Raw genomic sequence first — 26,752 nt, 5'->3', positions numbered from 1 at the left:
TTGAAAAAATTGATTAAAACTCATACGGAGAGAGAACAATGACTGACATCCTAATTGTCAATGGTGCACGTACAGCCATGGGTGGCTTTCAGGGGAGTCTTGCCAGTGTAACTGCGCCAGAACTCGGTGCGGTCACCATTAAAGAAGCAATTGCCCGTGCGGGTCTGCAACCAGAAGATATTGAAGAAGTCATTATGGGTTGTGTCCTTCCGGCAGGTTTAAAGCAGGGCCCTGCACGTCAAGCCATGCGTCAAGCTGGTCTTCCAGATTCTACTGGCGCTGTAACCATTAATAAATTATGTGGTTCAGGCATGAAAGCCGTCATGCAAGCTGCAGATATGATTAAAGCCGGTTCTGCAAATATCGTGGTTGCAGGTGGCATGGAATCCATGACCAATGCTCCTTATGTATTGCCAAAAGCACGTGGCGGTTTCCGTATGGGTCACGGTGAAATCAAGGACCATATGTTTCTGGATGGCTTGGAAGATGCTGAAACAGGTCGCTTGATGGGTTCATTTGCCCAAGATATGGCAAATACCAGAGGTTATACCCGCGAGCAGATGGATGATTTTGCGATTCGCTCATTAAAGCGTGCGCAAACTGCGGTCAATGAAGGCTACTTTGCTGATGAAATCGTGCCTGTAACAGTTAAAACCCGTAAAGGTGATGTAGTCGTTGATAAAGACGAACAGCCGTTCAATGCCAACATCGATAAAATTCCAACTTTGCGTCCTGCTTTCGCTAAAGACGGTACGATTACGGCGGCTAATGCCAGCTCGATTTCAGATGGTGCATCAGCTTTAGTAATTACCTCGGCTGACAATGCAGCAGCAAAAGGGTTGAATCCTTTGGCTAAAATTGTTGCCTATGCATCGAATTCGCAACATCCATCTGAGTTTACTATTGCTCCAGTCGGTGCAATCCAGAAAGTGCTAGATAAAACTGGATGGGCCGCTTCTGATGTCGACCTTTGGGAAATCAATGAAGCCTTTGCCATGGTGACCATGTGCCCAATGGATGAGTTCAAGCTAGATCCTGAAAAAGTCAACATCAATGGCGGTGCATGTGCTCTCGGCCATCCTGTGGGTTCAACCGGTTCACGTATTATCCTGACTTTGATTCATGCGCTGAAACGTACGGGTGGCAAGAAAGGCATCGCTGCACTCTGTATCGGTGGTGGTGAAGCGACTGCTGTAGCGATTGAATTACTTTAAAAGAAGTCTCTCTTTACTAAAGGTAAGCAGTATTACTGCGCAAGAGATAGATTGATGCATTGCTATAATTGAAAAATAATCCTCCCCTAACCCCTCCTTTATCAAAGGAGGGGGATTTTAAATCCCTTCACATGCAGGGATTTTTTATTCTTACATTTTTTTATATTTTTATTCTTAACATTTAGTTTAAGCCTGTTAAATTAGAACCATAAAAACAACAACAAAGGTGCGCTATGCAACTCAATCATTATCTTAATTTCCAGGGTGAAACCGAAGCAGCTTTTAATTTTTATAAATCTGTTTTTGGTGGTGAATTTTCAAATCTTACCCGTTATGGTGAAATGCCATCTGAACAAGGCAGTACACTTTCTGAAACCGATAAAAATCTTATTCTGCATGTATCATTACCAATTAATGCATTTATGGAGTTAATGGGATCTGATACCACTGAGCAATTTTGTGCGCAAAATAATGCTGCTCTCAATAAAGGGAATAATCACTATATTTCAATTAATTTGCATGCCCATGAACAACATAAAGCTAAACGCTTATTTGATGCTTTATCGGTGAATGGTCAAATTGAGATGCCGCTAGAAAGAACCTTTTGGGGCGCACTTTATGCTGCCTTTAGCGATCAGTTTGGAATTCACTGGATGATCAACTGTCAACTTGAAGAAAATTAAAGGTTTTTATCAAGATATAAAAAAGCCGGAATCAATCCGGCTTTTTGACAGCAACTTAATTTAAATTAAGCACCTGTTTGATAATGTGCCTGTGCAACCGCAGTTGATGCCTGGTACGGATTTTTGAAATCATTCAAACCGGCAGCCGCTTCCTGAATATCTTTACCTTCTTTAATCACGAAAGTGTCGAAACCTGAACGCTTCATGTAGTTCAAAACATCTTTGAATACATCCCCAGTAGCACGCAATTCGCCTTGGAAACCCTGACGGCGAAGAAGTGCTGCAAATGAATAACCACGACCATCATTAAAACCGGCAAACTCAATAAAGATTGCATCTAGCTGATCCAATGGAAACTCATTGGTTTCAGGCGAAGCATCTACGGTTAAGTACAATGCTTTTTTACCTGTCACATTGGCAATCTGGTCTAACTGATCCACAGTCAGAACCACATCACCCTGTGGTAAAACACCATCTTCACCCATCAATTGATAGGTATTGTCTGCAATCGTGCCATCTTTAGAGAGCACTTGAAGTGCGGTATTAAGCATATGCACGCTCCTTGAATGGTTGAATGCCGACACGGCGATAAGTATCGATAAACTCTTCACCATCCTGACGCAGGTCAAGATAAGTATTCAAAATTTCTTCTACGATATCCGGCACGACTTCGGCTGCAAATGATGGCCCAAGAATGTCACCAATTGACGCATCATGATCGGCATTACCGCCTAAAGTGATCTGGTAGAACTCAGCGCCTTTCTTGTCTACACCTAGAATACCAATATTACCCACATGGTGATGGCCACAAGCATTCATACAACCTGAAATATTCAGATCCAGTTTGCCTAAATTGTAAATCGTATCCAGGTCATCAAAACGGCGTGAAATTGCTTCAGAAATCGGAATGGATTTCGCATTCGCCAATGAACAGAAATCACCGCCCGGGCAGCAAATAATGTCGGTCAAGAAACCGATATGCGCACGTGCCAGGTTGTTTTGGTCAAGGGTTTGCCATACAGCGAACAAATCTTTTTGTGGGACATCGACCAGGGAAATGTTTTGTTCATGCGTGGTACGCAGCTCACCGAAAGTGTACTGATCGGCAAGATCTGCAATCAGGTTCATTTCTTCTGTGCTGACATCACCCGGTGCAATCCCGGCACGTTTCAGTGAAATCGTCACGATACGATAACCTTTCACTTTATGTGCATTGGTATTGATGTTGAACCACTGTTTGAATTTTGGATATTGTGCAAATAGTTCAGTGAAATCTTCATCTGTATAATCTTGGTAGTCAAATGGCGTGAAGTTCTCATCCATTTTCGCCAAGGTGTCTGTATCGATTTTCAGTGTTTTAATCGTATGCTCAAATTCAGCTTCAACTTTCTCGGCAAATACTGCTGGTGTTAAAGCTTTTACCAGAATCTTGATACGTGCTTTATATTTGTTGTCGCGACGGCCATGCAAGTTATACACACGAAGGACTGCTTCCAGATAAGCAATCAGGTCTTCACGCGGCAAGAACTCACGGATAAAGCTACCAATCACTGGCGTACGGCCGAGACCACCACCGACTTTGATTTTATAGCCCATTTCGCCTGCTTCATTACGCACAATATACACACCGATATCGTGGAATGCAGTGGCTGCACGGTCAGTTTCTTCAAGCGCAGAGACTGCAATCTTGAATTTACGTGGCAAGAAAGCAAATTCCGGATGGAAGGTTGACCATTGACGGATCAATTCACAAGTCGGACGTGGATCGGCAATTTCACCTGCAACCACACCTGCATACTGATCCGTCGTGGTATTACGGATACAGTTACCTGAGGTCTGAATCGCATGCATTTGCACAGTGGCCAGTTCAGCCAGCATATCCGGCACATTTTCCAGCGCAGGCCAGTTAAACTGGATGTTTTGACGGGTCGAAATATGCGCGTAGCCACGGTCATATTCTTTTGCCAAATCAGCCACTTTACGAAGTTGTTTTGAGTTCATCAAACCATATGGCACGGCAATACGTAACATTGGCGCATAACGCTGTACGTACAGACCATTTTGCAGACGAAGCGGACGATACTCATCTTCAGTGAGTTTACCGGCTAAATAACGTTCCGTTTGGTCACGGAACTGTGCAACACGTTCATTAATCAGTTGCTGATCGAAATCAGTATATAAATACATGGCGTACAGCTAGTAGTTTCTATTATATCGCCGGCAAGGATAGCGAGATTGAACCTATCAATAAAATGCTTTTTATACATATTTCATAGCGATTTTATTGATAAGCCTGTCAAAGTTTCACGGATCTCGGTATTTACAGCACTGGATTAAATTTAAAGTAATAATGATGAAAATCTTCAATTATTATTACTTATTTTCATATAGGAAAAATTTCCTCTCATTTCATTAATAATCTAATTAACACGTTAAGAATATTACCAATTTTGACTTTCTCCCAATTGCTGTCCTACAAACTCATAGCGTATCGTAGAACGTGAAAATTTAATCGGACAAGCCAATTGTGCTTCGGTCTGCTGACTGCTGGATTTGAGTGGCACCTGTACTATCCATCCCCGCTGCTGAGCCAGATCAGAATGTAACGCTTCCTCAAGTCTGAGCACCGGTTCGACACAGACATCCAGCGCGGCAAACAGCATTTGCCATTCAGCTAATGACTTGGTCTTGATTTTATTCTGAATCGCCTGCTTCACCACAGCATGATCTTCAGCGGCATAAGAAGCGCCTTTTTCCAGAAGAATCGGCAGCTCTAAAGCCTGTGCCAATCCCTGCATAAATTGTGGTTCCAGACTGCCAATCGATAGATAACGCCCATCCTGGGTTTCATAATAGTCGTAAAAAGTACCGCCATTCAGATACCCTGATTCAGGCCGTTGTTGCTGATTACCGGCCAGACTGGCAGAAGCCGCCAGATTATTCATCGTCACCACGCAATCGGTCATGGAAATATCAATATATTGCCCTTTTCCGCTTTGCTGACGTTCAATCACCGCGGCCAGAATCGCAATCACGGCATGCATGGAACCACCTGCAACATCGGCGACCTGAATTCCCAAGGCTGGTGGACCATTTTCAATCCGGCCACTGTGTCCGGCAATTCCGGACAAAGCCAGATAATTAATGTCGTGCCCTGCCTTATCTTTATATGTGCCAGTTTGGCCGTAACCGGTAATGGAACAGTAAATCAATTTTGGATTAATTTCGCTTAAGGTTTGATAGTCTAGCCCAAGACGTTGCATTACACCGGGACGGAATTGCTCAATCACAATGTCATAATCTGCAATCTTGGATTTAACCAGTTCAATATTCGCAGGATCTTTCAAATCCAGTGCAACCGATTGCTTGTTTCGGTTCAAATAACTTTGTGAAGTGGCCTGTCCATTGGCAAAGGGTGGCATTAATCGCAACAGGTCTGGTCGGGTTGGTGATTCAATATGCACAACTTCTGCACCTAAATCAGCAAGATATAATGTGGCAAACGGGCCGGGTAAAAGTGTAGAAAAATCTAGGATTTTCAATCCTTTTAATACATATGACATTGGAGTATTTGCTCTACTTATATTGCTTTTTTCAGCATCTTAGGCACATAAATGCACAAAAACAATGTCATGTTCAGCCATTTACCTTGATAGTTTCGGCAATCTAATATGTAAGAAAATGGCAAAGGTATTCTTGTAAATTGCCATTGCTTTATTATTTTTCGTCATTTAGGTCAATTATTAGTGAAAATTAAAGAGACTGAAGGATTAAACATGAGTCGTGATACGATCAGTATCCACTTCGTCAATGCTGCCTTATCTGGCGTTAAACGTCTGGGCATGGATGTCGATACTTTATTGTCTCACGTCGGGATTGAAGCAGAGCTGCTGCATCAGCCCAAAGCGCGTATTTCGCCTGAACAATATACCCGCTTTATTAAAATGTTGTGGATGGTGACCCAGGACGAGCATGTCGGCTTTGACAAACAGCAACGCCGTCTGGGTACGTTTGCGATCATGTGCCAGCTCATCATTCATGCCAAAACTCTGGGTGATGCACTGGAATTGTCTTCCCAGTTCTACAAACTCTTTGGTGATGACTGGTCGGTGACTCTGGAGCGTGACAAACACGAAGCACGTCTGGTACCACTCATTCCAAATGCAATGGATCCGGATCATTTCATTACTGAAAGCATGCTGATGATCTGGCATGGCTTGGCGTCTTGGCTCATTGAGCGTCGCCTGCCACTGGAACGCGTGCATTTTAGTTATCCGCGTCCAGACCATGCCGATGAATATGATGCCTTATTCTTTGCGCCGGTAATGCAGTTCGATATGCCACGTACTGAAATCACTTTTGCTGCGGACTATCTGGACCTGCCAATTCGCCAGAATGAAGAAACTCTGGAAGAGTTTTTGAAAGCAGCACCGGCCCAACTGCTGGTGAAATTCAAAAATACCAATTCACTGACTTCTAGAATCCGTGATGTGCTGAAGAGCCAGATTGGTGAAGAAATGCCAACCTTGAATGATGTGGCATCGATGTTATATCTATCACCGCAAACCTTGCGTCGCCGTCTGGCAGCCGAAGGCAAAAGCTATCAAGGCGTGAAAGATGCATTGCGACGTGATGCCGCAATTCACCTGTTACTTAACCCTGATCTTACCCTTGAAGATGTCGCACAACAGGTCGGTTTCAGTGAAACCAGTACCTTCCACCGTGCTTTCAAAAAATGGACAGGTGTGACTCCGGGTCTGTATCGTCAATTACATGGCTATCATTAATCAAGTAATGCCGCAAAAGAGCATGTAATAATAAAACCAGTTCTCTCCGCCTAAGCAAAAGCTTAGGCTTTTTTATAGCTAAAATTGGCTAAATCGCTCAAATGATCTGGCCCGTTCTCGTCATTGCACTTCAAAAATTAAGTATTACACTCGAGTCATTAGAATAATTTTCATCAAATCAATAAAAGGGACATGCTATGAGCGAGGCATATATTATTGACGCCATTCGTACGCCACGCGGAAAAGGCAAAAAAGATGGATCTTTACATCAGGTAAAACCCATTTCATTATTGACTGGCTTACTCAACGAACTTCAGGCTCGTCATCAGTTTGACACCGCAAAAGTAGATGATATCGTGCTCGGTTGTGTCACCCCAATTGGTGATCAGGGCGCCAATATTGCCAAAACGGCTGCCATCGCTGCTGGTTGGGATAATGATGTAGCGGGTGTGCAAATTAACCGTTTTTGTGCTTCCGGTCTGGAAGCGGTCAATCTGGCCGCACAAAAAGTCCGCTCTGGCTGGGAATATCTGGTTGTGGCAGGTGGAGTCGAATCCATGTCCCGCGTGCCGATGGGTTCTGACGGTGGTCCTTGGGCACTGGACCCTGAGACCAATATGGCCTGTGACTTTATTCCACAAGGTATTGGTGCAGATTTGATTGCCACGATTGACGGTTATACGCGTTCTGATGTAGATCAATTTGCCGAACAATCACAACAGAAAGCAGCTGCCGCTCAAGCCAATGGTTATTTCAATGCATCCGTGATCCCGGTAAAAGACAAAGCCGGTGTGGTGATTCTGGACAAAGATGAATTTATCAAACCGACAACGACCGCAGAAGGCTTGGGCAAACTCAATCCAAGTTTCGCCACTATGGGGCAAATGGGCTTTGATGCAATTGCCCTGCAAAAATATCCTGAAGTCGGTGCTATCAATCATGTGCATCATGCCGGGAATTCTTCAGGCATTGTCGACGGTGCGGCTGTGGTTTTGATCGCATCGGAACAAGCGGTAAAAGAACAAGGTCTGAAGCCACGAGCCAAAGTACTGGCCACGGCACTGGTCGGTGCAGATCCAACCATCATGCTGACCGGCCCTGCCCCGGCTGCTCGTAAGGCCTTGGCTAAGGCGGGTTTAACCATTGATGATATTGACCTGTTTGAAGTCAATGAAGCTTTTGCTGCCGTGGTGATGCGCTTTATCAATGAAATGAAGATTGATCCTGCCAAGGTGAATGTCAACGGCGGTGCAATTGCCATGGGACATCCACTCGGTGCGACTGGTGCGATGATTTTAGGGACATTACTGGACGAGTTAGAACGCCAGGGCAAAAAACGTGGACTAGCTACACTTTGCGTGGGTGGCGGTATGGGCATCGCAACCATTATTGAACTGGTATAAGGAGAAAAATAATGAGCGCAATTCAATATCAAAAAAATGAAGATAATATTGTTATTTTAACGTTTGATTCTCCAAACCAGTCTGCCAATACCATGAATGCCGACTTTCGTACGGCACTAGATGAAGTCGTTGTCCAGTTACAAGCAGATGAAGATATTGCCGGGATTATTTTCCGTTCAGCGAAAAAAACTTTCTTTGCTGGCGGCGATCTGGATGAACTGATTCAAGCCACTCCTGAGCATGCAACTGAATTCTTCAATATGATTGAAGAGATGAAAGCCAAACTACGCTATATCGAAACTCGCGGTATTCCTGTGGTTGCTGCACTGAATGGCACGGCGCTTGGCGGTGGCTGGGAAATTGCCCTGTGTGCCCATCATCGTATTGCCCTGAATGACCCTAAAAGCAAATTTGGCCTGCCTGAAGTCACACTGGGTTTATTACCAGGTGGCGGTGGTATCGTCCGTAGCATCCGCCTGCTTGGTCTGCAAAATTCCCTTCCTTTATTGATGGAGGGCAAACAGTTTGGAGTCGACAAAGCCCTATCTCTAGGGTTGATTCACGATCTCGCAGACAGTGCAGATGGACTCTTAGAAAAAGCCATTGCCTGGATCAAAGCCAATCCGAAGTCACAACAACCTTTCGATGTAAAGGGCTATAAAATTCCGGGTGGTAGCCCTTCGACACCAGCAGTTGCACAGATGCTGGCAATTGCTCCGGCGATGCTGCGCGATAAAACCAAAGGCTGCTACCCTGCACCTGAAGCGATCATATCGGCTGCGGTAGAAGGTGCACAGGTCGATGTCGATACTGCCCTGACCATTGAATCGCGTTACTTTACTTATTTGGCGACCGGTCAAATTTCTAAAAATATGATTGGCACCTTCTGGCATGGTCTGAATGCAATCAAGTCCGGCGCCAGTCGCCCTCAAGGTCTTGAAAGGTGGAAAGCCACTAAAGTCGGTATTCTAGGTGCGGGTATGATGGGTGCTGGGATCGCCTATGCCACTGCCAGCACAGGCATTCCAGTAGTTCTGAAAGATATTTCATTAGAAGCGGCTGAAAAAGGCAAATCCTATAGCCAGAAACTGCTGGATAAAAAAGTCGTTCAAGGGCGTTTATCAGCCGAGAAACGAGATCAGTTTTTAAGCCTGATTCAAACAACTGCATCGAATGAAGATCTAGCGGGTTGTGACCTGATCATTGAAGCCGTCTTTGAAAATCCCGCGCTCAAGGCTCAAGTTACGCAAGAGGCAGAACAATATCTTGCCAGCAACGGCGTAATGGCTTCGAATACCTCGACCCTGCCGATCACAGAGTTAGCCCAGGCTTCAAAAAATGATCAGAACTTTATCGGCCTGCATTTCTTCAGTCCGGTCGATAAAATGCAGCTGGTGGAAATTATCAAAGCTAAAAATACCTCGGCAGAAACGCTGGCCAAAGCTTTCGATTTCGTGCAGCAAATTGGCAAATTACCGGTTGTAGTAAATGACAGCCGTGGTTTCTTTACCAGCCGCGTGTTTGGTACCTTTGTGCAGGAAGGTTTACGCCTGCTGGCAGAAGGTGTACATCCAGCGCGAATTGAAATGGCTGCACTCAAAGCCGGTATGCCGGTGGGCGCATTGGCAATTCAGGATGAAGTGTCCTTGACCTTGTCTGAACATGTGGCCAATGAAAGATACAAAGCTTTAGAAGCACAAGGTCAGACCATCACTAAATCACCTGCAGATGACGTGATTCACAGCATGATTCACGAATTTAACCGTAAAGGTAAGGCTGCAGGCGCAGGTTTTTATGATTATCCGGCCGATGCCAAAAAGCAGCTCTGGTCTGGTCTCAGCCACTGGAAAAAAGACAATGATATTTCTGAACAGGAAATGATTGACCGCTTCCTGTTTGTACAGGCACTAGATACCGTGCGCTGTCTGGAAGAAGGTGTTTTAGAATCCGTGGTCGATGCCAATGTCGGTTCCATTTTTGGCATTGGTTTTGCCGCCTGGACGGGCGGTGCAGTACAATTCTTGAATCAGTATGGTCTGGCCAAAGCCGTGACCCGTGCCAAGGTGCTTGAAAACAAGTATGGCGAACGCTTCAAAGCTCCACAGCTTCTTAAAGATCGCGCAGCACACGCCCAGCCGATTCAATAGTGTGGCCACTTAAATAAAAGAGGAACGTGTTTCCTCTTTTTTATTCTCTGAATTTACTTCAAGCAATAAACAGAGTCATGTGATGACAGATTTTGATCTGCTTTTTGATCAATTTATGTTATAAAGTTACATAAGTTTGATATCCACGTGGGTAAGACCTATGACTGATCACAGTTCACCTGAAAAATCTCCTTGGGGTTGGAAAGCACTTATTATCTTCTGTATTTTAGGTGGATTATTCATGCTTATTTTTTGGCTCGCGATAAGTAATGAACCGGATTACATGCCAAGCCAGCAAAATAAACAGACTACCCAGCAACACGCTTTTAAAAATGCGCCTACGATGTCTCCAGAAGCCATTGCCAAAGCGCAAGCGGATCGTGAAGCACGTGAAGCTGCCAATGTGGCTCCTACAGATACGACAGCGGCTGAACACAATATGTCAGCTGAAGAACATGCCAATATGGATAATGCCGAGCACAGCTCAAATGCAGACCATGGCCACTAATTCAGATTCAGGCTATGCATCAAAAAGCGAGGTCAATGCCTCGCTTTTTCGTATTTGAAGGGCTGAAAATTAAAGTTTTAAATACATATCAATATGCGGAATACCACAATCCAGATATTCCTCACCTTGAACTTCGAATCCCAGCGCTTGATAGAAGCCAATGGCATGCACTTGCGAAGACAGCTTGACCAACTCACGCTGCTCTGCACGCGCATAGTCAATCACGGCCTGCATCAAGCGCTGACCAACACCTAAACCGCGTGCTGTGATTAGAACTGCAACCCGGCCGATACTATGATTTGACAATAAGCGTGCTGTAGCAATCGCCTCATCCTGCTGAAAAACAATGAAATGTACAGCAACCGCATCCTCAGCATCCCATTCATCTTCAGCTGCAATATGCTGTTCTCGAATAAACACGGCTTCACGAATCGCTTTGGCATACACTGCCAAATCTTTCCAGCTGCCGGAAATTATTTTAAGTTCTGGACTATTTAGCATTTAGATCCAATTCCCTGCTGATCCCATTGATCATTCAGCAACAATTCTAGTGAATGTTTCTGGATCCCATACATCTCTTTTAGTGCCTGTATTTGTACCAGAACTTCCTGATCGGGTTGTTGATAGTCTTTACGTTTTGTCGCCAGAATCATTTTATTTTTACTGGTATGTTCCAGCGCCACAAATTCAAAAACTTTGGTTTCATAGCCATAAGCTTTGAGCAGTAAAGCACGTATGGTATCGGTCAGCATTTCTGCCTGCTGTCCGGCGTGAATGCCAAACTGTAACATCGGGCTGAGGACTTTCGGTGCTTGTAACTGTGGACGCAATTCCTTATGACAACATGGCGCACACATGATCATCTGCGCATTCAGGCGAATACCGCTATGAATCGCAAAATCTGTTGCGACATCACAGGCATGCAAAGCAATCATCACATCCAGACGTTCTGGCGCATAAGTACGCACATCCCCCTGGAAAAAGTCCAGTTGATCAAATCCGGATTGTTGCGCGACATTCTGGCAGAACTCGACCATTTTTGGATTAAGCTCTACCCCGGTGACATACGGCGTTTGACCATGTTTTTGCATATAGTCATATAAAGCACAGGTCAGATAGCCTTTACCCGAACCAAAATCCACCACACGCAGGCCTTCGGCCTGTGGCTTAATCTGCGCCAAGGCGCCTGAAAAAATTTCCACGAACTTGTTAATCTGTTTCCATTTACGCGCCATGCTCGGAATGATTTGCGCTTTTTGATCGGTAATCCCGAGATGCTGGAGAAAAATACTGTCCTGATCGACAAAACGTTGTTTAATCCGGTCATGGCCTTGTTCAACAGGCTTCACCTGATTCATCGCTGCTTTATGTTTGCTGCACGTTAACATGGCTTTTTTCTTGTTTTTTTTCAGCTGTAATTCTTCATCTACTGTCATCAGATTGGCCTGTTTGCAACACGCCAGTAGTGAAGTAACCTGAAATAATGCTTCATCTAAAGGATAATTTTTAGTGACATCCTGGGTCTTGTAACGATACAGGCAGCTCAATACGCGTTGTTCATTTAATGTAATGACTCGCAAGGTCATTTTCTCTAAATCCTGCAGTTCACCTTTATACTGGCTTAAGATCAGGCGATCAAATTGATCCCTTTCAACAGCTTGCTGAAAGGTGTCCAAGAATTGCTGTTCCTGATCGGAGAGAGTTGCCAACGTTGACATAGATAAAACCTGAAATGAATTGCGCATCAAGTTTAAATCTTCTTAACCTAAAAGCAAAATTGAATTACTATACAAGTGTATATTTGAAGAAGAATGACAATCATGCAGAATGCTCCCCTAGTTCCAGATTATGATCAAAATGAGGAACGGATTAACTATATTAGTCATGGTGTAGGTGCAGGACTGTCCATTGTTGCCGGTATTCTTTTGATTATTAAAGGGTCTTACCTCAGTACTGGACAATGGATTGGACTGTGGGTTTATGCGCTGAGCATGATTCTGTTATTTTCTGCTTCGATGCTCTATCACATGGCCACTGCAGCAGACCGCCGTTATTTTTATAAAAAAATCGATCATACTGCGATTTATTATTTAATCGCCGGAACCTATACCCCTTTCCTTTCGATTGCCATTCCGACCGCCAAAGCCCAGTATTTATTGATTGCACTGTGGGTGATTGCTCTTCTTGGTACACTTTTCAAGTTCGTTTTCATTCATCGTTTCCAGAAACTTTCTTTGGCGGCTTATCTGGCCATGGGCTGGCTGGCGCTGTTGGTGATTGATGATATGCAGCAATATTTAAGTGCTCAATCTTTAACCTTTCTCATCATTGGTGGACTCGCTTATACCGTGGGTGCATTGTTTTACGCTTTAAAAAGAGTAAGATATACCCACGCTATCTGGCACATATTTGTATTGATAGGCGCAGGATCACATTTTCTGTCTATCTATCTTTACGTGATTTAATCATCTCCTTTTTCATTTCAGTGACCCTGAGCGAGTTGAAGCGAGAAGATTGCAGTTGTTTTTTTAAAAAATTACGCCTTTTTTAAAAAGATTACGCTTTTAAAACTAAGTTTTTTTATTTTTAGTAAGTGTAAGGTTTTCCATGGCGTCGTCTAATTCTGCTGCTCAGCCAGCACAAAATTCAAAATTTCGCGTTTTAACAGCAAGCTTGGTAGGCACCACAATCGAATTCTTCGATTTTTATATTTATGCCACCGCTGCTGTCATTATTTTTCCGTATCTGTTCTTCCCTACCAGTACAGATCCAATGACCGCAACCATTCAGTCTCTTGCGACTTTTGCTATTGCCTTTATTGCCCGTCCTATTGGTGCAGCATTATTTGGTCATTTAGGTGACCGGATCGGACGAAAAGCCACCTTGGTTGCAGCTTTGCTAACTATGGGGATTTCAACCGTTGCGATTGGTCTATTGCCAACTTATGCGCAAATCGGAATTGCTGCGCCACTGTTACTTGCACTGTGCCGTTTAGGTCAGGGCTTGGGTCTGGGTGGTGAATGGTCAGGTGCGGTACTTCTTGCAACTGAAAATGCCCCGGAAGGCAAACGTGCCTGGTATGGCATGTTCCCGCAACTGGGTGCTCCAATCGGCTTTATTCTGGCAACAGGTTCTTTCCTGACCCTTGGCGCTTTCATGTCTGAAGCTGACTTTATGGCTTGGGGCTGGCGTATTCCGTTTATCTCAAGTGCCTTGTTGGTAATTGTGGGTTTATGGATTCGTTTAAAACTGCATGAAACCCCTGCTTTCCAGAAAGTACTAGATAAACAAAAAGAAGTGAATGTTCCTTTTGTTCAGGTATTCAAAAAGCATTCTCGTATGCTGGTTCTGGGTACGATTGCTGCAATCTGTACTTTCGTTGTGTTCTATCTTACTACGGTATTTGCGCTCCAATGGGGAACCAAACAACTTGGTTATTCTCGTGAAGAATTCCTGCAATTGCAGTTAGTTGCAACCCTATGTTTTGCTGCATTCATCCCGCTTTCAGCAGTATTGGCAGAGAAATTTGGCCGTAAGACTACTTCCATTGCGGTATGTGTCATTTCTGCGATCTTCGGTATTTTCTTTGCAGATATGCTTGAATCTGGCAGCACCTTGGTGGTGTTCCTGTTCTTGTGTATTGGTCTGGCGATCATGGGCTTAACTTATGGGCCAATCGGTACTGTATTGTCTGAAATCTTCCCGACTTCAGTACGTTACACAGGTTCTGCATTAACCTTTAACTTGGCTGGTATCTTCGGCGCATCATTTGCACCGCTAATCGCAACCAAATTAGCAACGGCCTATGGTTTGTCTGCAGTCGGTTATTACCTGACCGCAGCATCTATCCTGTCGCTTGTCGCATTTTTGCTGATTCGTGAAACCAAGAATGATGATGTAAATAATCAGATCTAAGATTTTAGATTGATTTAAAAGCCAGCACTTGATGCTGGCTTTTTTATGATTTCACAACAAAACTCGGCTACTTATCTCGTTAAATTTGCTCAACAATCAAATGAACTCAATTCAAAAAATGAGGCAAGGCCATGCAGGATCTTATTGAATACCTATCGCAGGAGGAGTTGGTCAATATCATTATTTTGCTGGAAGATGATAAAAAATTAGAAGCTGTTCGCTATATCATCGAGAATACGCCCTTGAATGAAGCTCAGGCACTGCAAGTGATTGATGAAATTGTGCGGGAACATGACGTGGTCATGAAGCATGAAAGTACCGGTCCACGCTTTAGTGATGATGCCGGTGATATCGACCTGGTGACACCGCCACTGGAAATCCCCACCCATCCTAGCTTGAGTACACCGACAGAAGCTGAAATCACTGCGCAACAATTACGTGAAAATGTGCCGACTCGCAAAATTGAAAAGAAAATCTGGATGATGGCGGCTATCGCGGTGGTGTTGCTGATTCTGGTCTGGATCATCAGTTAACGCGGTACAGAATGCCGGCTGAATTTAAATCAGTTCAATAATATCAATGGTAGGCGGCACCCGGAAACGGAAAGGTACACCGACCAAACCGGTACCGACAGTCACGAACACATCTGCATGTTCATGACGGTACATGCCCTTTTTATGTCCCAAAATTGAAACCTTTTTCATGACGTAATCGGTCAGCCAAGGCAGCTCCACCTGTCCGCCATGGGTATGCCCGGACAGCATTAAAGGACGTGTCGGCAGTTTCGGGATCATATCGACCGTATCAGGGTTATGCGAAAGAATGACCCAAGGCTTGTCCTGAGGCAAGTCGGGCAAACTGCGCATATCGGCTTTTCCAGCCCAGAGATCACCCACGCCCAAAAGTCGAAATTCATCAAATTCGACAATTTGACCTTCAATATCCATGACCTGATTGACTTGCAGTGCATAGTGCAACAATTCCCGAATTGGCGGTCCGGGATATTGTTCGTCATGATTACCATTGACCGAATAGACCGGAGCGTGAATCTCTTTTAAAACCGCCAGTTCCTGTGCCAGTTTATTTTCTGGCTCATAAGTCCAGTCGCCGGCGACCACCACCAGATCAGGTTGAATATGATTTAATTTGTGTACAATTTGTCGCAACTGCCGCTCATGACCCGAAAACAGACCGATATGTAAGTCTGCAATCAGGGCGATTCTTACTGGCTGCTTTAAGCGTTTATCTGCATTGATCTGATATTGTGTCGTTTTCACTTGAATTAAATGCGGCTCGATAAAGCGTGCATAAGTCAAAACCCCACTAAGCAAAAATACAAAAATAGCTTCATGCAGTGAATAATACCCAGTCCATCCAGCATAAATACTGAAGAAAACCAAAGGGATCAATAAATAGGCAAGATAAAACGCCAGCAAATGACCAAAAGCTTTAAAGGGATGAATGGTTTCGGTACGTGATTGGCTCGACCATGCCTGAGCCACAGCCCAGATGGCTAAAATCGCCATTCCCAGATAAAAATAAAACAGTACGGAATTCGAATCCCACATAAATTGGCCTTATTCAGTCGAGCAGCAGATTACTGGCTTTATATTTATCTTTTCATAGCTGGCAATTATACTCAATTCTAATTTTTCATTCTTCGACTTATATGGCCACTGCTCCCCGCGATCAAGTTCACCTTCAATCCTCAGGTTTTATACGCACTCATCGCTATAAAGCCGGCATTTTACTGAGCTGTAGCCTGGTACTGGGTCTGCCTGCATGTAGCACCTTACCCAAGCAAACCGAACAGCCAAGCCAGATGGCATTTGAAACGGATACATCGCAAACCAGCCTGGCACAAATTGTTGAACCTTTACGTGACCAGAACATCGGTCTGACCGGTTATCGCGTGCTGTATGATCCACTTGAAGCACTGGCTGCACGGATTCAGCTGATTAATAAAGCGGAACGTAGTCTGGATCTGCAATATTACATCTGGGATAACGACCGGATCGGTGCCCTCGCCCTACATGCGATTATTCAGGCAGCAGATCGTGGTGTAAAAGTGCGCCTGTTGATGGATGACAATAATGCCAAGAAAATGGAAGGGATTTATCTGGCCTTAAACCAGCATCAAAATATCGATGTCAAACTGTATAACCCCTATCGCTTCCGTAAATACCGCGCTATGGACATGGTGCTGGATTTAAAACGCATTAACCGCCGTATGCATAATAAAAGCTTTATTGCCGATAACCAGATTGCCTTGATTGGCGGCCGCAATATGAGCAACCAGTATTATAATGTCAGTGAAAGCTATCAGTTCTCTGATGTCGATGTGATGCTGGTCGGTGCGGCATCGGATGAAATCATTCATTCCTTCGATGAATACTGGAATGATGATTATGCCTATCCGGTGCAAGAGGTTGTCAATCCGCGCCATCATGGTTTACGTTTTCCAAGCTTAAAACAACAGCTAGAAACCCATAGTCAGAATCCAGCGACTCAAAATTATCTGGATCTGGCCAATCGTTCCAGAGCCTTTGACCAATGGCTGGAACAAAATATTCAGCTAGATTGGGTTGAGGCCGAAGTCGTCAAAGATCCACCGAGCAAAATCAAGGCCAAGGCAAAAACCGAAGAACACCTGAATTTCCAGTTATTACAGCATCTGGAAAAACCTGAACAAAGTGTCGATATTGTCTCTGCCTATTTTGTCCCGGAAAAAATTGGTGCAGACCGTTTAAAGAAACTGGCGAATGAAAATATCAAGGTTCGCGTCCTGACCAACTCTTTTAAGGCCAACGACGTTGCCGTGGTGCATGCCTTTTATGCCAAATATCGTCAGGATCTATTGGAAAATGGCGTGCAGCTGTATGAGTTCTTGGCAGCGCCAGAAGCTAATCACCTAAATGCCAATACTGAGGAAATTTCGAAAAAAGCTAAAGTCAGCCTGAAAGGACTGAGCCGTTCCAGCCTGCATGCCAAACTGATGGCACTGGATCAAAAACAGGTGTTTATTGGTTCTTTTAACTTTGATCCGCGTTCAGCCTATTTGAATACTGAAATTGGCGTGTTGCTGAACAGTCCGTCTTTGGCACGTGCAGTACACGACACCATGGACAAAAATTTAAGCAAATATGCGTATAAACTGGTGCTGGATGCGAATCAGAACATTAACTGGAAAATCAAGAAAGCCAATGGTGACGTTCAAACGTTTACCAAAGAACCAAAAATGAAATGGTATCAGAAAGCTGGACTTAAACTGGTGTCGTGGCTGCCTATTGAAGGCTTTATGTAAGTTTGATTCTTTGAACAGAAACCATAAAAAAGCCTCTTATTGAGGCTTTTTTAATACCCGTGACTGAAGTTCAACTAGGCCAGTCTGCATTTTTTCCTGGACCACACGGGTGAGGCTTTCAACCGTATGCCCTTCCGTGGCAATTGCAGGTAAAGCTACTAAGTGTGCAATGACTTGCGGCATTTCCAGTACTTTTTTGACATGGGCAGCAAAACTGATGTCATTGACAAACGGCGCAACCATATCCAGTTCGCCCTGCTGATTCACATAACAAATCAGACAGATTTGTACAGGACGCTGCGCTTCAATTGCGGCGCCTAAAATCCGGCCGTGCACTTTTTTGATGGCTCGCCCATCAGAAGTCGTCGCTTCAGGAAAGAACAGCACCGGAATATTCTGTTTCAGGAAACCGGTAATTTGTTCACGGATCCTGACGGAATCTCCTGAACCACGTTTAATAAATAAGGTACCCCCACCCTTGGCCAATTTGCCTAGAATCGGCCAGTTCTCAATTTCTGCTTTCGCCAGAAAAAATACGCGTGCCCCTGAACCCAGAACTGCAATATCCAGCCATGACACGTGATTACTGACCCATAAGGCGGGTTCACGCGGAATCTCGCCATGCACCTGCACTTCGATATTGAATACTTTGCATAACTGACGGCAAAAATGTTGCACATAGCGGGTATTGGTCGGGTTGTTCGGATTTTTATATAAGCCATGACGAAAAACCAAGTAAAACCCTTCACTAATGGTAGCCAATGAAGCTGTGATTTTCCGGCTATACAGGAAAAACTTGGCCAAGCCTTCGATATCTGGAGTCTGGTTTTGTATAGTTGAGTTCATAAAAACGTCATTAAATCCTAAGCGAGATACAGGGAATATCCACGAATTAAACTCATTCTATACTGTTCATTCGCAACTTGCATTGATAATAAAAATCGACCAATAGCATCTATATCTTCAATTTTAATTGGATTAAAAAATCATTCAAAATAAAACTATCGAAATATTAGATTGAAAAGGATCGTAGCCATGCCAGATCAAACCCAGCCCGCGAACGACACACCTCAACCTTTACAAGTGCTCAAATATATTTTGGGCGGCACTTTCATCTATGCCGTGGTACTGGTAACACTTGCACAACTGTTTATCAGCGTACTCTAAACCAAAGCCGCGCTAATTCAGTATCTGCACAGCCCTTTTTCAACTACACTAAAGTTTTCAAGTGGAGATTGGCCTGAGTGGAATATTTACAACAACATCGAGGGAAAGAGCGCGTCATTCTGGTGAGTGTCAGCGTACAGATGCTGGATGACCTTGATGCTGAAGAGTTTCGTTTGCTGGCACAGTCTGCAGATGCTGAAATTCTGGAACATATTCATGCTCAGCGGGTCAAACCTGACGCCAAATTTTTTATCGGCTCCGGCAAGGCAGAAGAAATTGCTGAACGTGTTGAAGAACTGGAGGCCAATCTGGTCATTTTTGACCATGCCCTGACCCCGGCCCAAGCCCGAAATCTGGAACAGGTGATCAAATGCCGCGTGGTCGATCGTACTGAACTGATTCTGGATATTTTTGCCCAGCGTGCCCGTACCTATGAAGGTAAGCTGCAAGTCGAACTGGCACAGTTACAACATTTATCTTCACGTTTAATTCGTAGTCGTGGCAATCTCGACAGCCAGAAAGGCGGGATCGGTTTACGTGGTCCCGGTGAAACCCTGCTGGAAACGGACCGCCGCTTGCTGCGTATCCGTATGGGACAGCTCAAGGCACGCATTGATAAAGTCCGCCAAACCCGGATGCAAGGTCGTGTAGCCCGTCAAAAAGCGGCTGTTCCAACAGTATCTTTAGTCGGCTATACCAATGCAGGCAAGTCGACCCTGTTTAACTTACTCGCCAACAGCGATGTCTATGCAGCCGATCAGCTGTTTGCCACTTTGGACCCTACTTTACGGCGTCTGGAATGGGATGGGATTGGCAATCTGGTACTGGCCGATACGGTAGGTTTTGTCCGTAACCTTTCCCATTCGCTGGTTGAATCCTTTAAAGCAACTTTGGAGGAAACCGTAGAAGCCACGCTGTTACTGCATGTCATTGATTCAAGCAGCCCAGAAATGCTGGAGCAGATTGAAGCTGTAGAAAAAGTGCTGAAAGAAATTGGGGCCGATGTTCCGATCCTGCAGGTTTATAACAAAATTGACTGTAGCGGTGAAGAAGCCAAAATTATTTATCGACGTCCGGGCGAACCGGAACGGGTTTATGTTTCGGCACATAGTGGCGAAGGTATCGATCTGCTGCGTAAAGCGGTACATGAATCCTTGATGGGGAAACTGCAATCCTTCGATTTAATCCTGAAACCCGCTTATGGCAAGCTGCGTAACCAGCTCTATGGTCTGAATGTGATCCAGTCAGAACATTATGATGATGAAGGCCAGCTGCATCTGCATATTCGAATTGCCCCACAAAAACTGGAACAGTTGATTAAACAGGCGCATTTACCTTTAGAGGAAATTCTGGGCAAACAGGCGCAGCAATTTCAGCGTCCACTGGAAGCGTTTGAAATCCAGTCAAAGATCGAGTAAAACTTGATAAGTAAACTTATTAATATTAATGATCATAGCAATGAACTGGATAAAACGAATAGATTGGCCAGCATGGATCGGCACCCTGTTACTAATTATTGTCTTTCGGGAAGCTTCAGTCTGGTTAATGACCCAACTGAATCATCCTGAATTAGGTAATCTGGTCGGGTTATTGAGCCTTTTAATTGCGCTGTTTACCTGGCGCTATTTTGGCAAGCTTCCTGCTCGCCTGGTCGATACCAATAACAAGCTCATGAAGGAAAGCGCCTTTGCCTTCCTGCCTGTCAGTGCAGGTGCACTGATGATGCTGGCTCATATGGGACAGAAAATCCCCGCCTTCTTGTTCATCATGTTTTTCAGCACCCTGATTCCTTTATGGATTTACGCCAAAATGGCCAAGCGCTGGTTATAGGAGTTCCGCATGTTATCTATTCTGTATGGCTTTACGGTTACCCTTATCGCCTATCTGATTGCCAAACCCTGTAACCGATTCATTCCGCAAATTCCCGTCATCGTGTTCAGCATGTTCTTTATACTGGCAATTCTATTTGTGCTCGGCATTCCCTATGAAAATTATATGGATGAAGTTAATCCACTCTTCAACCATTTACTTGGCTATGTGACTGTTGCCTTGGCCATTCCGTTGGCCGCAATGCGCTACGATGACTTGCCGCTCAAAGCCATTATCGGCATTTTGGTTTTTGCCAGTATCAGTGCTGTCGCCTTACCGATGGGACTGGCTTATCTGCTGCATATGTCCTCTGCAGACATTATGGCGTTTGCTACCCGTGCCGTGACTACTCCAATTGCGATTAATATTGCCACCCTGCTGGATGCACCCATCAGCATGGTGATTCTGATTGTGATTCTTTCTGGCGTGATTGGTGCAGCCTTTTCGCCATTTATTCTCAAACATATTAATGATGAGCGCGCTTCTGGACTGGCTTTAGGACTAGCCGCACATGCCATTGGTACAGCTCAGGCCTGGCAGCGTGGCAGTATTGCAGGACGTTATGCCGCATTTGGTATGGCCGTCAATGCAGTCTTTACCGCGGTCTGGTTGCCTACGTTTATACTTTATTTGCAAAAAATGTGACTAGTGAATCAAATTAATCATTTGTTTTATGTGGTAATCGTTCTTACTATAGAGTAAGAACTCTAATCCAACCTAGGAACAGATATATGAATAAAGTTCAATTTTTTTCAACTTTACTTTTAGCCTCTTTCAGCCATCTGGCCTTGGCTTCCGATATTTCAGGAACATGGCGAAGTATTGACGACAAAACCGGTTCGCCTAAAGCATTCCTGGAAATTCGTGAGACGGCTTCCGGCGTCTATGCTGCCAAGATCACAAAAATCACCCCGCGTCCTGGATATACTCCGAAAGAAAATTGTGTGTCCTGTCCCGCACCTTATACCAATAAACCTATTCTTGGTCTGGATGTACTCACTGGCTTAAAGCACGTCGGCAATAACAGTTTTGCTCAAGGCAAGCTGCTTGATCCATTATCAGGGAATCTTTATAACACCAAGGCAAAATTAAGTGCCAATGGGAAACGTCTGATCCTACGTGGCTATATCGGCGTTTCAGCGCTTGGCCGTAGTCAAACCTGGATTAAGCAGGATTAATTCCTGCTTAATTAAAAAAATGTGATGGAGTTATGCTTTAGTAGATAGAAACTTGCATTTTAATGCATTAGGTTGTATGAATATTAAACATATGCTTTTTTCATGCAATATAGATTATGAAAGTGTATTAACGTAGTTTGCATCAGCATTCACCACATGGAATTAGGTGAATGTTCATAAAAAAATAAGGATAAGGATATCGCATGTATAAAATCACACTTTTAACTGTTTTTTCAGCTTCTTTATTCACTAGCTCTCTGGCCTTTGCTCAGGAGTTATCTGGTCTCTGGCAACAGATTGATGATAAAACCGGCTCACCTAAAGCATTGATTGAAATGAAAACGCAGGCTGATGGCTCGTATACCGGAACGATTACTAAAGTCACACCTCGCCCAGGTTATACACCACGGGAAAAATGTGTCAAATGTCCACCACCTTATACCGATAAACCGATTTTGGGGTTAGACGTCATTAAAGGACTGAAACCCACCAACAAAAATAACTATGCACATGGCCGGGTACTCGATCCACTCACTGGCAAAATTTATGATTTAAAAGGGCGGATTTCTGCCAATGGGAAACGACTGACTTTACGTGGATATATCGGGATCTCTGCGATTGGTCGCACACAAACCTGGATTCGCCAGGATTAATAAAAACAGCACTTTTGTGTTGGGGATATTTTATTCATCTATAAAAAAGGGATAAATATAATGAAACAAACTAAATTAGGATTAATGTTCATCGCTGCACTGATGACTGGGACTGCTTATGCACAGGATCTGACTGGCATCTGGCAGCAAATTGATGATAAAACCGGCTCACCAAAAGCGATTATTGAAATTCGTCAAAATGATAATGGGACTTTTGCCGGAAAAATTATCAAAGTGACTCCACGTCCAGGCTATACTCCACAAAAGACCTGCAATAAATGTCCCGCGCCTTATACCAATCAGCCGATCATGGGCATGGATGTATTGACTGGTTTAAAACATGTGGAAGGCACCAACAATTATGAAAAAGGTAAAGTGATTGATCCATTGGCAGGTAAAGTTTATGACGCTCGAGTGCGTCTAAATGCCAATGGTAAACGTTTAACCTTGCGTGGTTATGTGGGTGTGTCCGCTTTAGGCCGTAGCCAGACCTGGATTCGCCAAGATTAATACCTAATTCTCATTATTCAAAAAAGCTGCCAAATTGGCAGCTTTTTTTAGTGTATCAACTCTATAGTATTCAGATAAGTGTTGACTATTTTAGTAAGATTTCTAACATGAGCGGGCGATGATAAAAATTCTTTGGAATGACTCTCTATGTTTAAAAAAATATTACTTGCCGCGCTTACAGCAGGATGTATGACGAATTTGTGGGCAGACGATATTACCGGGACCTGGCAACAAATTGATGATAAAACGGGGGCGGCTAAAGCGATTATCGTCATTAGCAAAGAAGCAAATAATACCTATTCAGGCAAAATTGTAAAAATCACGCCTCGCCCAGACTATAATCCACGTGAAAAATGCAATAACTGCCCTGCACCTTATACCAATCAGCCTATTTTAGGCATGACCATTTTAAAAGGCCTAAAACTGGTTGAAGGCACCAAAAATTATGATAAAGGTCGTATTATCGATCCATTGGCAGGTAAAATTTATGATGCAAAAATGCGTTTAAACAATACCGGTAAACGTTTAACCTTACGTGCCAGCATTGGCGTTTCAGTTCTAGGCCGTAACCAGACCTGGATTCGAGCAGACTAAATTTTAAAACTAAAAAAGCCACGTAATCACGTGGCTTTTTTATGGAATGTTCTTACATCACAGGATTATCCACTGCAAACATCTGCTGATCTTCTAGGCGGAATGCCATGAGTTGATTACCCCAGACACAACCGCCATCTACATTCTGAATCTTGTTCGAAATGGTTTTACCGTTCAAGGCGGCCCAGTGACCAAACAGGATCTGATGAGTTTGTGCGGCCTGTGATTCAAACTCAAACCAAGGTTTAAAACCTTCCGGCATCGGATCATCCAGCGCATCTTTAAAGCTGTATTCCAGACGTCCCTCAGCGTCAGTTAAACGCATTCGGGTGAGGTAGTTCACGATACAGCGAATACGTTCATGGCCTTGTAGCTGATCCGACCAAAGTGCGGGTTCTTTCCCGAACATTTCTTTCAGAAAATCATCCAGCACCTCGAAGTCATCATGAGCAATGATCGCTTCGACTTCTTGTGCCAATTGAGCAGTTTTTTCTGCACTCCAGATATTCGGAATCCCAGCATGCGTCAGGATAGTCTGCTCATTTGGAAATAGACACATTGGCTGTTTGCGCAGCCAGTCAATCAAGTCATCACTGTCGATCGCATCAATCACATCACGAACATTGTCTTTTTCTTTCACCGGTTTGATGCCGCGGGCATAAGCCAGCAAAGTCAAATCATGATTTCCCAAGACCGTCGCAGCCGCACCTTGCTCAGCCAGCTTTTTGATAAACCGCAATGCTGCAATTGAGTTTTCACCACGTGCAACCAAATCTCCAGCAAACCAGATAAAATCTTGTTCTGCATCAAACTGGATTTCTTTAAGCAAAGCTTTCAAGGCCTCAAAACAGCCTTGAACATCACCAATCACATAATTATATCGAGCAGTACGGTTCATCGTAATTTATGCCACCATTTGATCTGAAAGTGCAACAAACTGTTCAAGGGTCAGGGTTTCTGGACGTGCCATCGGGTCAACACCCGCTTTTTCAAAACCCTCTTCAACCAGCATACCCTTCAAGCTGTTACGCAGAGTTTTACGACGCTGGGTAAATACATGCGATACCAGTCGTGTCAGCGCTTTTTCATTCTTCGCCACAATCGGTTTAACTTTATAAGGCTCTAAACGGAATACCGCAGAAGTTACTTTTGGTGGCGGATTAAAAGATCCAGGTGGCACTTCGAACAGGAAAGTCGGTTTACAGAAATATTGAATCATCACCGACAGACGGCCATATTCTTTGGTATTGGGTGATGCAGTAATGCGATCCACTACTTCTTTTTGCAGCATGAAATGCATGTCTTGCACTTTGTCACCAAATTCCAAGAGATGGAATAATAGTGGCGTTGAAATATTATAGGGCAAGTTACCGACGACACGTAATGGACGATCTTCCTGAAACAATTGAGAATAATCATACCTCAAGGCATCGGCTTCAATAATGGTTAAACGTTCCGGATGCGGCACACGACCCGGCAGGCCAGCAGCCAGATCACGATCCAGCTCAAGTACGGTTAAGGCATCACATTCACCAATTAAAGGTGAAGTCAAAGCGGCCAGACCCGGGCCAATTTCCAGAATGTTCTGACCTGGACGCGGATTGACTGAGCGTACAATTTTGGCAATGACACGCTGGTCATGTAAAAAGTTTTGACCAAATCTTTTTCGAGCCTGATGCCCTTCATCTTTTGGGTTTAAGGCATTAATTTGATACATAAAAACATTTCCAACGTGAGTGATGAACAATAATCAGTGGCGCGCCAGATCGAGGGCTAAATCGACAGCAACGTGCAGGCTGGAACTTTTCGCAAGTCCCGTTCCCGCAAGGGAGAGTGCTGTGCCATGATCAACAGAAGTTCGAATAAACGGTAAGCCGAGGGTAATATTAATGGCTTCACCAAAACCCTGTGATTTTAACACAGGTAAACCCTGATCGTGATACATCGCCAGAACAGCATCAGCATCTTTTAGGTTTTCTGGGGTAAATAAAGTATCAGCAGGTAGGCTTAAACTCATGTTGATACCTTGGGCACGATAGCTTTCGAGTACCGGATTAATCACTTCAATTTCTTCCATCCCCAAATAACCACCCTCACCGGCATGCGGATTTAAACCGCAAACCAGTATTTTTGGCTGTTCAATCTTGAATTTGGACTTCAGGTCGTGAATCAGAATATCAATCACCTGATGTAAGCGTTCAGGCGTAATCGCATCTGCCACGGCACGAAGCGGAAGATGTGTGGTGGCCAAGGCTACGCGTAAAGTTTTGGTGGCCAGCATCATGACCACACGCGGGACACCAGCAAATTCCTGGTAATACTCGGTATGTCCACTAAAAAAAATGCCTGCTTCATTAATTACAGATTTTTGTACAGGTGCAGTGGCGACGCCGACACTTTTTCCAGACATGGCATAGTCTGCAGATCGACGCAGTTGCTCCAGTACATAAGCCGCATTGTTCGGATTCAGCTCACCCAATACGACGTCTTGCTGCACGGGAACATGCTCTACAAATAGCTGACCGATGCCTGAAGATGACTCCTGTCCTTGATATTCAATCAGCTCAACCGATAATTTGAGTATCTGAGCACGTTGCTCGAGCATATGAATATCCGCCAATACCACAATTGGGCGCTCATCAACACGATCTGCAAGACTCAAGCAAATATCAGGACCAATTCCGGCAGGTTCCCCACTGGTGACATATAAAGGCAGCATCATCTTCTCAATTTGGCAAAGCTGAGAAATATTATAACCCGATCACGCCTACGCTGTAGTAATCATTGCAAAGAGTACTTATAAATCAATATTTTGATACC

28 protein-coding genes are annotated in these 26,752 nt (G+C 44.2%); 18 read left to right on the top strand and 10 right to left on the bottom strand.

The features are described from left to right. Positions 1-38 precede the first annotated feature (38 nt). The gene (locus ACO1B7_RS10015; protein WP_005106139.1) at positions 39-1,214 is read left to right on the top strand and encodes a thiolase family protein; all 1,176 of its coding nucleotides are present in this window, start codon (positions 39-41) and stop codon (positions 1,212-1,214) included. 233 nt (positions 1,215-1,447) lie between these two features. Then, the gene (locus ACO1B7_RS10010) at positions 1,448-1,897 is read left to right on the top strand and encodes a VOC family protein (RefSeq protein ID WP_253175292.1); all 450 of its coding nucleotides are present in this window, start codon (positions 1,448-1,450) and stop codon (positions 1,895-1,897) included. 65 nt (positions 1,898-1,962) lie between these two features. Here the strand turns inward: ACO1B7_RS10010 and ACO1B7_RS10005 are convergent, their stop codons facing one another. The 3 genes from ACO1B7_RS10005 to ACO1B7_RS09995 form a co-directional block, all read right to left on the bottom strand. After that, positions 1,963-2,448, bottom strand: a complete 486-nt coding sequence (locus ACO1B7_RS10005) for a DUF934 domain-containing protein (RefSeq protein ID WP_005263640.1) — start codon at positions 2,446-2,448, stop codon at positions 1,963-1,965. Then, on the bottom strand, positions 2,441-4,084 hold the full coding sequence (locus ACO1B7_RS10000) for a nitrite/sulfite reductase (RefSeq protein WP_423090131.1): 1,644 nt from the start codon (positions 4,082-4,084) through the stop codon (positions 2,441-2,443). Before ACO1B7_RS10000 ends, ACO1B7_RS10005 begins: the two co-directional genes overlap by 8 nt. 254 nt (positions 4,085-4,338) lie before the next feature. Then, entirely contained in the window at positions 4,339-5,460 is a 1,122-nt protein-coding gene (locus ACO1B7_RS09995; protein WP_423090130.1) for a CaiB/BaiF CoA transferase family protein, read from the bottom strand. 213 nt (positions 5,461-5,673) lie between these two features. Here ACO1B7_RS09995 and ACO1B7_RS09990 point away from each other — a divergent pair, with 213 nt between their 5' ends. The 4 genes from ACO1B7_RS09990 to ACO1B7_RS09975 all read left to right on the top strand — a co-directional run bounded on the left by ACO1B7_RS09990 (position 5,674) and on the right by ACO1B7_RS09975 (position 10,742). Then, positions 5,674-6,684 (top strand): AraC family transcriptional regulator, encoded by a 1,011-nt coding sequence (locus ACO1B7_RS09990; protein WP_004645946.1) that lies wholly within the window; start codon positions 5,674-5,676, stop codon positions 6,682-6,684. A gap of 197 nt (positions 6,685-6,881) precedes the next feature. Beyond that, positions 6,882-8,087, top strand: a complete 1,206-nt coding sequence (locus tag ACO1B7_RS09985; protein ID WP_005247991.1) for an acetyl-CoA C-acetyltransferase — start codon at positions 6,882-6,884, stop codon at positions 8,085-8,087. An 11-nt stretch (positions 8,088-8,098) separates the two neighbouring features. Beyond that, positions 8,099-10,234: a 3-hydroxyacyl-CoA dehydrogenase NAD-binding domain-containing protein gene (locus ACO1B7_RS09980; RefSeq protein ID WP_423090129.1), complete on the top strand. Its 2,136-nt coding sequence runs from the start codon at positions 8,099-8,101 to the stop codon at positions 10,232-10,234. 160 nt (positions 10,235-10,394) lie between these two features. Further along, a complete protein-coding gene (locus tag ACO1B7_RS09975) occupies positions 10,395-10,742 on the top strand; it encodes a hypothetical protein (RefSeq protein ID WP_423090128.1) in 348 nt (115 codons plus the stop codon). Positions 10,743-10,811: 69 nt separating this feature from the next. Here the strand turns inward: ACO1B7_RS09975 and ACO1B7_RS09970 are convergent, their stop codons facing one another. Both ACO1B7_RS09970 and ACO1B7_RS09965 read right to left on the bottom strand, forming a co-directional pair. Next, positions 10,812-11,243 carry a GNAT family N-acetyltransferase gene (locus ACO1B7_RS09970; RefSeq protein ID WP_423090127.1) on the bottom strand — a complete coding sequence of 144 codons (432 nt, stop codon included), beginning with the start codon at positions 11,241-11,243 and terminating at the stop codon, positions 10,812-10,814. Beyond that, complete coding sequence (locus ACO1B7_RS09965; protein ID WP_423090126.1) at positions 11,237-12,460, bottom strand: class I SAM-dependent methyltransferase; 1,224 nt, start codon at positions 12,458-12,460, stop codon at positions 11,237-11,239. The genes ACO1B7_RS09970 and ACO1B7_RS09965 overlap by 7 nt, the downstream gene beginning before the upstream one ends. A gap of 102 nt (positions 12,461-12,562) precedes the next feature. Here ACO1B7_RS09965 and trhA point away from each other — a divergent pair, with 102 nt between their 5' ends. The 3 genes from trhA (at position 12,563) to ACO1B7_RS09950 (ending at position 15,190) form a co-directional block, all read left to right on the top strand. Then, positions 12,563-13,207 (top strand): PAQR family membrane homeostasis protein TrhA, encoded by a 645-nt coding sequence (gene trhA / locus ACO1B7_RS09960; RefSeq protein WP_005106124.1) that lies wholly within the window; start codon positions 12,563-12,565, stop codon positions 13,205-13,207. A 142-nt stretch (positions 13,208-13,349) separates the two neighbouring features. Continuing rightward, positions 13,350-14,657 carry an MFS transporter gene (locus ACO1B7_RS09955; protein ID WP_004281697.1) on the top strand — a complete coding sequence of 436 codons (1,308 nt, stop codon included), beginning with the start codon at positions 13,350-13,352 and terminating at the stop codon, positions 14,655-14,657. 131 nt (positions 14,658-14,788) lie between these two features. Next, the gene (locus tag ACO1B7_RS09950) at positions 14,789-15,190 is read left to right on the top strand and encodes a hypothetical protein (RefSeq protein WP_423090125.1); all 402 of its coding nucleotides are present in this window, start codon (positions 14,789-14,791) and stop codon (positions 15,188-15,190) included. Positions 15,191-15,214: 24 nt separating this feature from the next. Here the strand turns inward: ACO1B7_RS09950 and ACO1B7_RS09945 are convergent, their stop codons facing one another. Next, the gene (locus ACO1B7_RS09945) at positions 15,215-16,225 is read right to left on the bottom strand and encodes a metallophosphoesterase (RefSeq protein WP_071850810.1); all 1,011 of its coding nucleotides are present in this window, start codon (positions 16,223-16,225) and stop codon (positions 15,215-15,217) included. Between the two features lie 101 nt (positions 16,226-16,326). Between ACO1B7_RS09945 and ACO1B7_RS09940 the strand changes: the two genes are divergently transcribed. Beyond that, positions 16,327-17,961, top strand: a complete 1,635-nt coding sequence (locus ACO1B7_RS09940) for a phospholipase D family protein (protein ID WP_423090124.1) — start codon at positions 16,327-16,329, stop codon at positions 17,959-17,961. Between the two features lie 36 nt (positions 17,962-17,997). Here the strand turns inward: ACO1B7_RS09940 and ACO1B7_RS09935 are convergent, their stop codons facing one another. Then, positions 17,998-18,807: a lysophospholipid acyltransferase family protein gene (locus ACO1B7_RS09935; RefSeq protein WP_153566433.1), complete on the bottom strand. Its 810-nt coding sequence runs from the start codon at positions 18,805-18,807 to the stop codon at positions 17,998-18,000. Positions 18,808-18,996: 189 nt separating this feature from the next. On the opposite strand from ACO1B7_RS09935, the gene ACO1B7_RS09930 reads away from it, so the two are divergent. From ACO1B7_RS09930 to ACO1B7_RS09895, 8 genes are all read left to right on the top strand, one after another. Continuing rightward, positions 18,997-19,128: a hypothetical protein gene (locus ACO1B7_RS09930; RefSeq protein WP_005263660.1), complete on the top strand. Its 132-nt coding sequence runs from the start codon at positions 18,997-18,999 to the stop codon at positions 19,126-19,128. A 77-nt stretch (positions 19,129-19,205) separates the two neighbouring features. Next, entirely contained in the window at positions 19,206-20,546 is a 1,341-nt protein-coding gene (gene hflX / locus ACO1B7_RS09925; RefSeq protein ID WP_423090123.1) for a ribosome rescue GTPase HflX, read from the top strand. 40 nt (positions 20,547-20,586) lie between these two features. Next, positions 20,587-20,958, top strand: a complete 372-nt coding sequence (locus ACO1B7_RS09920) for a hypothetical protein (RefSeq protein ID WP_213687630.1) — start codon at positions 20,587-20,589, stop codon at positions 20,956-20,958. Between the two features lie 9 nt (positions 20,959-20,967). Beyond that, positions 20,968-21,642, top strand: a complete 675-nt coding sequence (locus ACO1B7_RS09915; protein WP_213687631.1) for an LrgB family protein — start codon at positions 20,968-20,970, stop codon at positions 21,640-21,642. 86 nt (positions 21,643-21,728) lie between these two features. Next, a complete protein-coding gene (locus ACO1B7_RS09910) occupies positions 21,729-22,175 on the top strand; it encodes a DUF2147 domain-containing protein (protein ID WP_168730866.1) in 447 nt (148 codons plus the stop codon). A gap of 203 nt (positions 22,176-22,378) precedes the next feature. After that, positions 22,379-22,828, top strand: a complete 450-nt coding sequence (locus ACO1B7_RS09905; protein WP_044111684.1) for a DUF2147 domain-containing protein — start codon at positions 22,379-22,381, stop codon at positions 22,826-22,828. 60 nt (positions 22,829-22,888) lie between these two features. Beyond that, positions 22,889-23,338 (top strand): DUF2147 domain-containing protein, encoded by a 450-nt coding sequence (locus ACO1B7_RS09900; RefSeq protein WP_004645963.1) that lies wholly within the window; start codon positions 22,889-22,891, stop codon positions 23,336-23,338. Positions 23,339-23,485: 147 nt separating this feature from the next. Next, positions 23,486-23,932, top strand: a complete 447-nt coding sequence (locus tag ACO1B7_RS09895) for a DUF2147 domain-containing protein (protein WP_004281686.1) — start codon at positions 23,486-23,488, stop codon at positions 23,930-23,932. Positions 23,933-23,984: 52 nt separating this feature from the next. On the opposite strand, the gene ACO1B7_RS09890 is transcribed toward ACO1B7_RS09895, so the two are convergent. Genes ACO1B7_RS09890 through pdxA form a run of 3 tightly spaced genes read right to left on the bottom strand, consistent with a single transcriptional unit; the run spans position 23,985 to position 26,654 of the window. Further along, on the bottom strand, positions 23,985-24,830 hold the full coding sequence (locus ACO1B7_RS09890) for a symmetrical bis(5'-nucleosyl)-tetraphosphatase (protein ID WP_005248006.1): 846 nt from the start codon (positions 24,828-24,830) through the stop codon (positions 23,985-23,987). A gap of 6 nt (positions 24,831-24,836) precedes the next feature. Then, complete coding sequence (gene rsmA / locus ACO1B7_RS09885) at positions 24,837-25,649, bottom strand: 16S rRNA (adenine(1518)-N(6)/adenine(1519)-N(6))-dimethyltransferase RsmA (protein ID WP_129717887.1); 813 nt, start codon at positions 25,647-25,649, stop codon at positions 24,837-24,839. Positions 25,650-25,682: 33 nt separating this feature from the next. Continuing rightward, the gene (pdxA, locus tag ACO1B7_RS09880) at positions 25,683-26,654 is read right to left on the bottom strand and encodes a 4-hydroxythreonine-4-phosphate dehydrogenase PdxA (RefSeq protein ID WP_247142978.1); all 972 of its coding nucleotides are present in this window, start codon (positions 26,652-26,654) and stop codon (positions 25,683-25,685) included. Between the last annotated feature and the right edge of the window lie 98 nt (positions 26,655-26,752).

It is taken from the genome of Acinetobacter lwoffii, assembly GCF_049367455.1.
GTDB classification, from domain to species: domain Bacteria; phylum Pseudomonadota; class Gammaproteobacteria; order Pseudomonadales; family Moraxellaceae; genus Acinetobacter; species Acinetobacter lwoffii_W.
This window is presented reverse-complemented; position numbering and strand designations above follow the sequence as displayed.

What these genes read in the sequence shown, in the direction of transcription:
- ACO1B7_RS10015 (WP_005106139.1), top strand. Translation starts at nt 39, where the DNA reads ATGACTGACATCCTAATTGTCAATGGTGCACGTACAGCCATGGGTGGC.
- ACO1B7_RS10010 (WP_253175292.1), top strand. Translation starts at nt 1,448, where the DNA reads ATGCAACTCAATCATTATCTTAATTTCCAGGGTGAAACCGAAGCAGCT.
- ACO1B7_RS10005 (WP_005263640.1), bottom strand. Translation starts at nt 2,448, where the DNA reads ATGCTTAATACCGCACTTCAAGTGCTCTCTAAAGATGGCACGATTGCA.
- ACO1B7_RS10000 (WP_423090131.1), bottom strand. Translation starts at nt 4,084, where the DNA reads ATGTATTTATATACTGATTTCGATCAGCAACTGATTAATGAACGTGTT.
- ACO1B7_RS09995 (WP_423090130.1), bottom strand. Translation starts at nt 5,460, where the DNA reads ATGTCATATGTATTAAAAGGATTGAAAATCCTAGATTTTTCTACACTT.
- ACO1B7_RS09990 (WP_004645946.1), top strand. Translation starts at nt 5,674, where the DNA reads ATGAGTCGTGATACGATCAGTATCCACTTCGTCAATGCTGCCTTATCT.
- ACO1B7_RS09985 (WP_005247991.1), top strand. Translation starts at nt 6,882, where the DNA reads ATGAGCGAGGCATATATTATTGACGCCATTCGTACGCCACGCGGAAAA.
- ACO1B7_RS09980 (WP_423090129.1), top strand. Translation starts at nt 8,099, where the DNA reads ATGAGCGCAATTCAATATCAAAAAAATGAAGATAATATTGTTATTTTA.
- ACO1B7_RS09975 (WP_423090128.1), top strand. Translation starts at nt 10,395, where the DNA reads ATGACTGATCACAGTTCACCTGAAAAATCTCCTTGGGGTTGGAAAGCA.
- ACO1B7_RS09970 (WP_423090127.1), bottom strand. Translation starts at nt 11,243, where the DNA reads ATGCTAAATAGTCCAGAACTTAAAATAATTTCCGGCAGCTGGAAAGAT.
- ACO1B7_RS09965 (WP_423090126.1), bottom strand. Translation starts at nt 12,460, where the DNA reads ATGTCAACGTTGGCAACTCTCTCCGATCAGGAACAGCAATTCTTGGAC.
- trhA (WP_005106124.1), top strand. Translation starts at nt 12,563, where the DNA reads ATGCAGAATGCTCCCCTAGTTCCAGATTATGATCAAAATGAGGAACGG.
- ACO1B7_RS09955 (WP_004281697.1), top strand. Translation starts at nt 13,350, where the DNA reads ATGGCGTCGTCTAATTCTGCTGCTCAGCCAGCACAAAATTCAAAATTT.
- ACO1B7_RS09950 (WP_423090125.1), top strand. Translation starts at nt 14,789, where the DNA reads ATGCAGGATCTTATTGAATACCTATCGCAGGAGGAGTTGGTCAATATC.
- ACO1B7_RS09945 (WP_071850810.1), bottom strand. Translation starts at nt 16,225, where the DNA reads ATGTGGGATTCGAATTCCGTACTGTTTTATTTTTATCTGGGAATGGCG.
- ACO1B7_RS09940 (WP_423090124.1), top strand. Translation starts at nt 16,327, where the DNA reads ATGGCCACTGCTCCCCGCGATCAAGTTCACCTTCAATCCTCAGGTTTT.
- ACO1B7_RS09935 (WP_153566433.1), bottom strand. Translation starts at nt 18,807, where the DNA reads ATGAACTCAACTATACAAAACCAGACTCCAGATATCGAAGGCTTGGCC.
- ACO1B7_RS09930 (WP_005263660.1), top strand. Translation starts at nt 18,997, where the DNA reads ATGCCAGATCAAACCCAGCCCGCGAACGACACACCTCAACCTTTACAA.
- ACO1B7_RS09920 (WP_213687630.1), top strand. Translation starts at nt 20,587, where the DNA reads ATGAACTGGATAAAACGAATAGATTGGCCAGCATGGATCGGCACCCTG.
- ACO1B7_RS09915 (WP_213687631.1), top strand. Translation starts at nt 20,968, where the DNA reads ATGTTATCTATTCTGTATGGCTTTACGGTTACCCTTATCGCCTATCTG.
- ACO1B7_RS09910 (WP_168730866.1), top strand. Translation starts at nt 21,729, where the DNA reads ATGAATAAAGTTCAATTTTTTTCAACTTTACTTTTAGCCTCTTTCAGC.
- ACO1B7_RS09905 (WP_044111684.1), top strand. Translation starts at nt 22,379, where the DNA reads ATGTATAAAATCACACTTTTAACTGTTTTTTCAGCTTCTTTATTCACT.
- ACO1B7_RS09900 (WP_004645963.1), top strand. Translation starts at nt 22,889, where the DNA reads ATGAAACAAACTAAATTAGGATTAATGTTCATCGCTGCACTGATGACT.
- ACO1B7_RS09895 (WP_004281686.1), top strand. Translation starts at nt 23,486, where the DNA reads ATGTTTAAAAAAATATTACTTGCCGCGCTTACAGCAGGATGTATGACG.
- ACO1B7_RS09890 (WP_005248006.1), bottom strand. Translation starts at nt 24,830, where the DNA reads ATGAACCGTACTGCTCGATATAATTATGTGATTGGTGATGTTCAAGGC.
- rsmA (WP_129717887.1), bottom strand. Translation starts at nt 25,649, where the DNA reads ATGTATCAAATTAATGCCTTAAACCCAAAAGATGAAGGGCATCAGGCT.
- pdxA (WP_247142978.1), bottom strand. Translation starts at nt 26,654, where the DNA reads ATGATGCTGCCTTTATATGTCACCAGTGGGGAACCTGCCGGAATTGGT.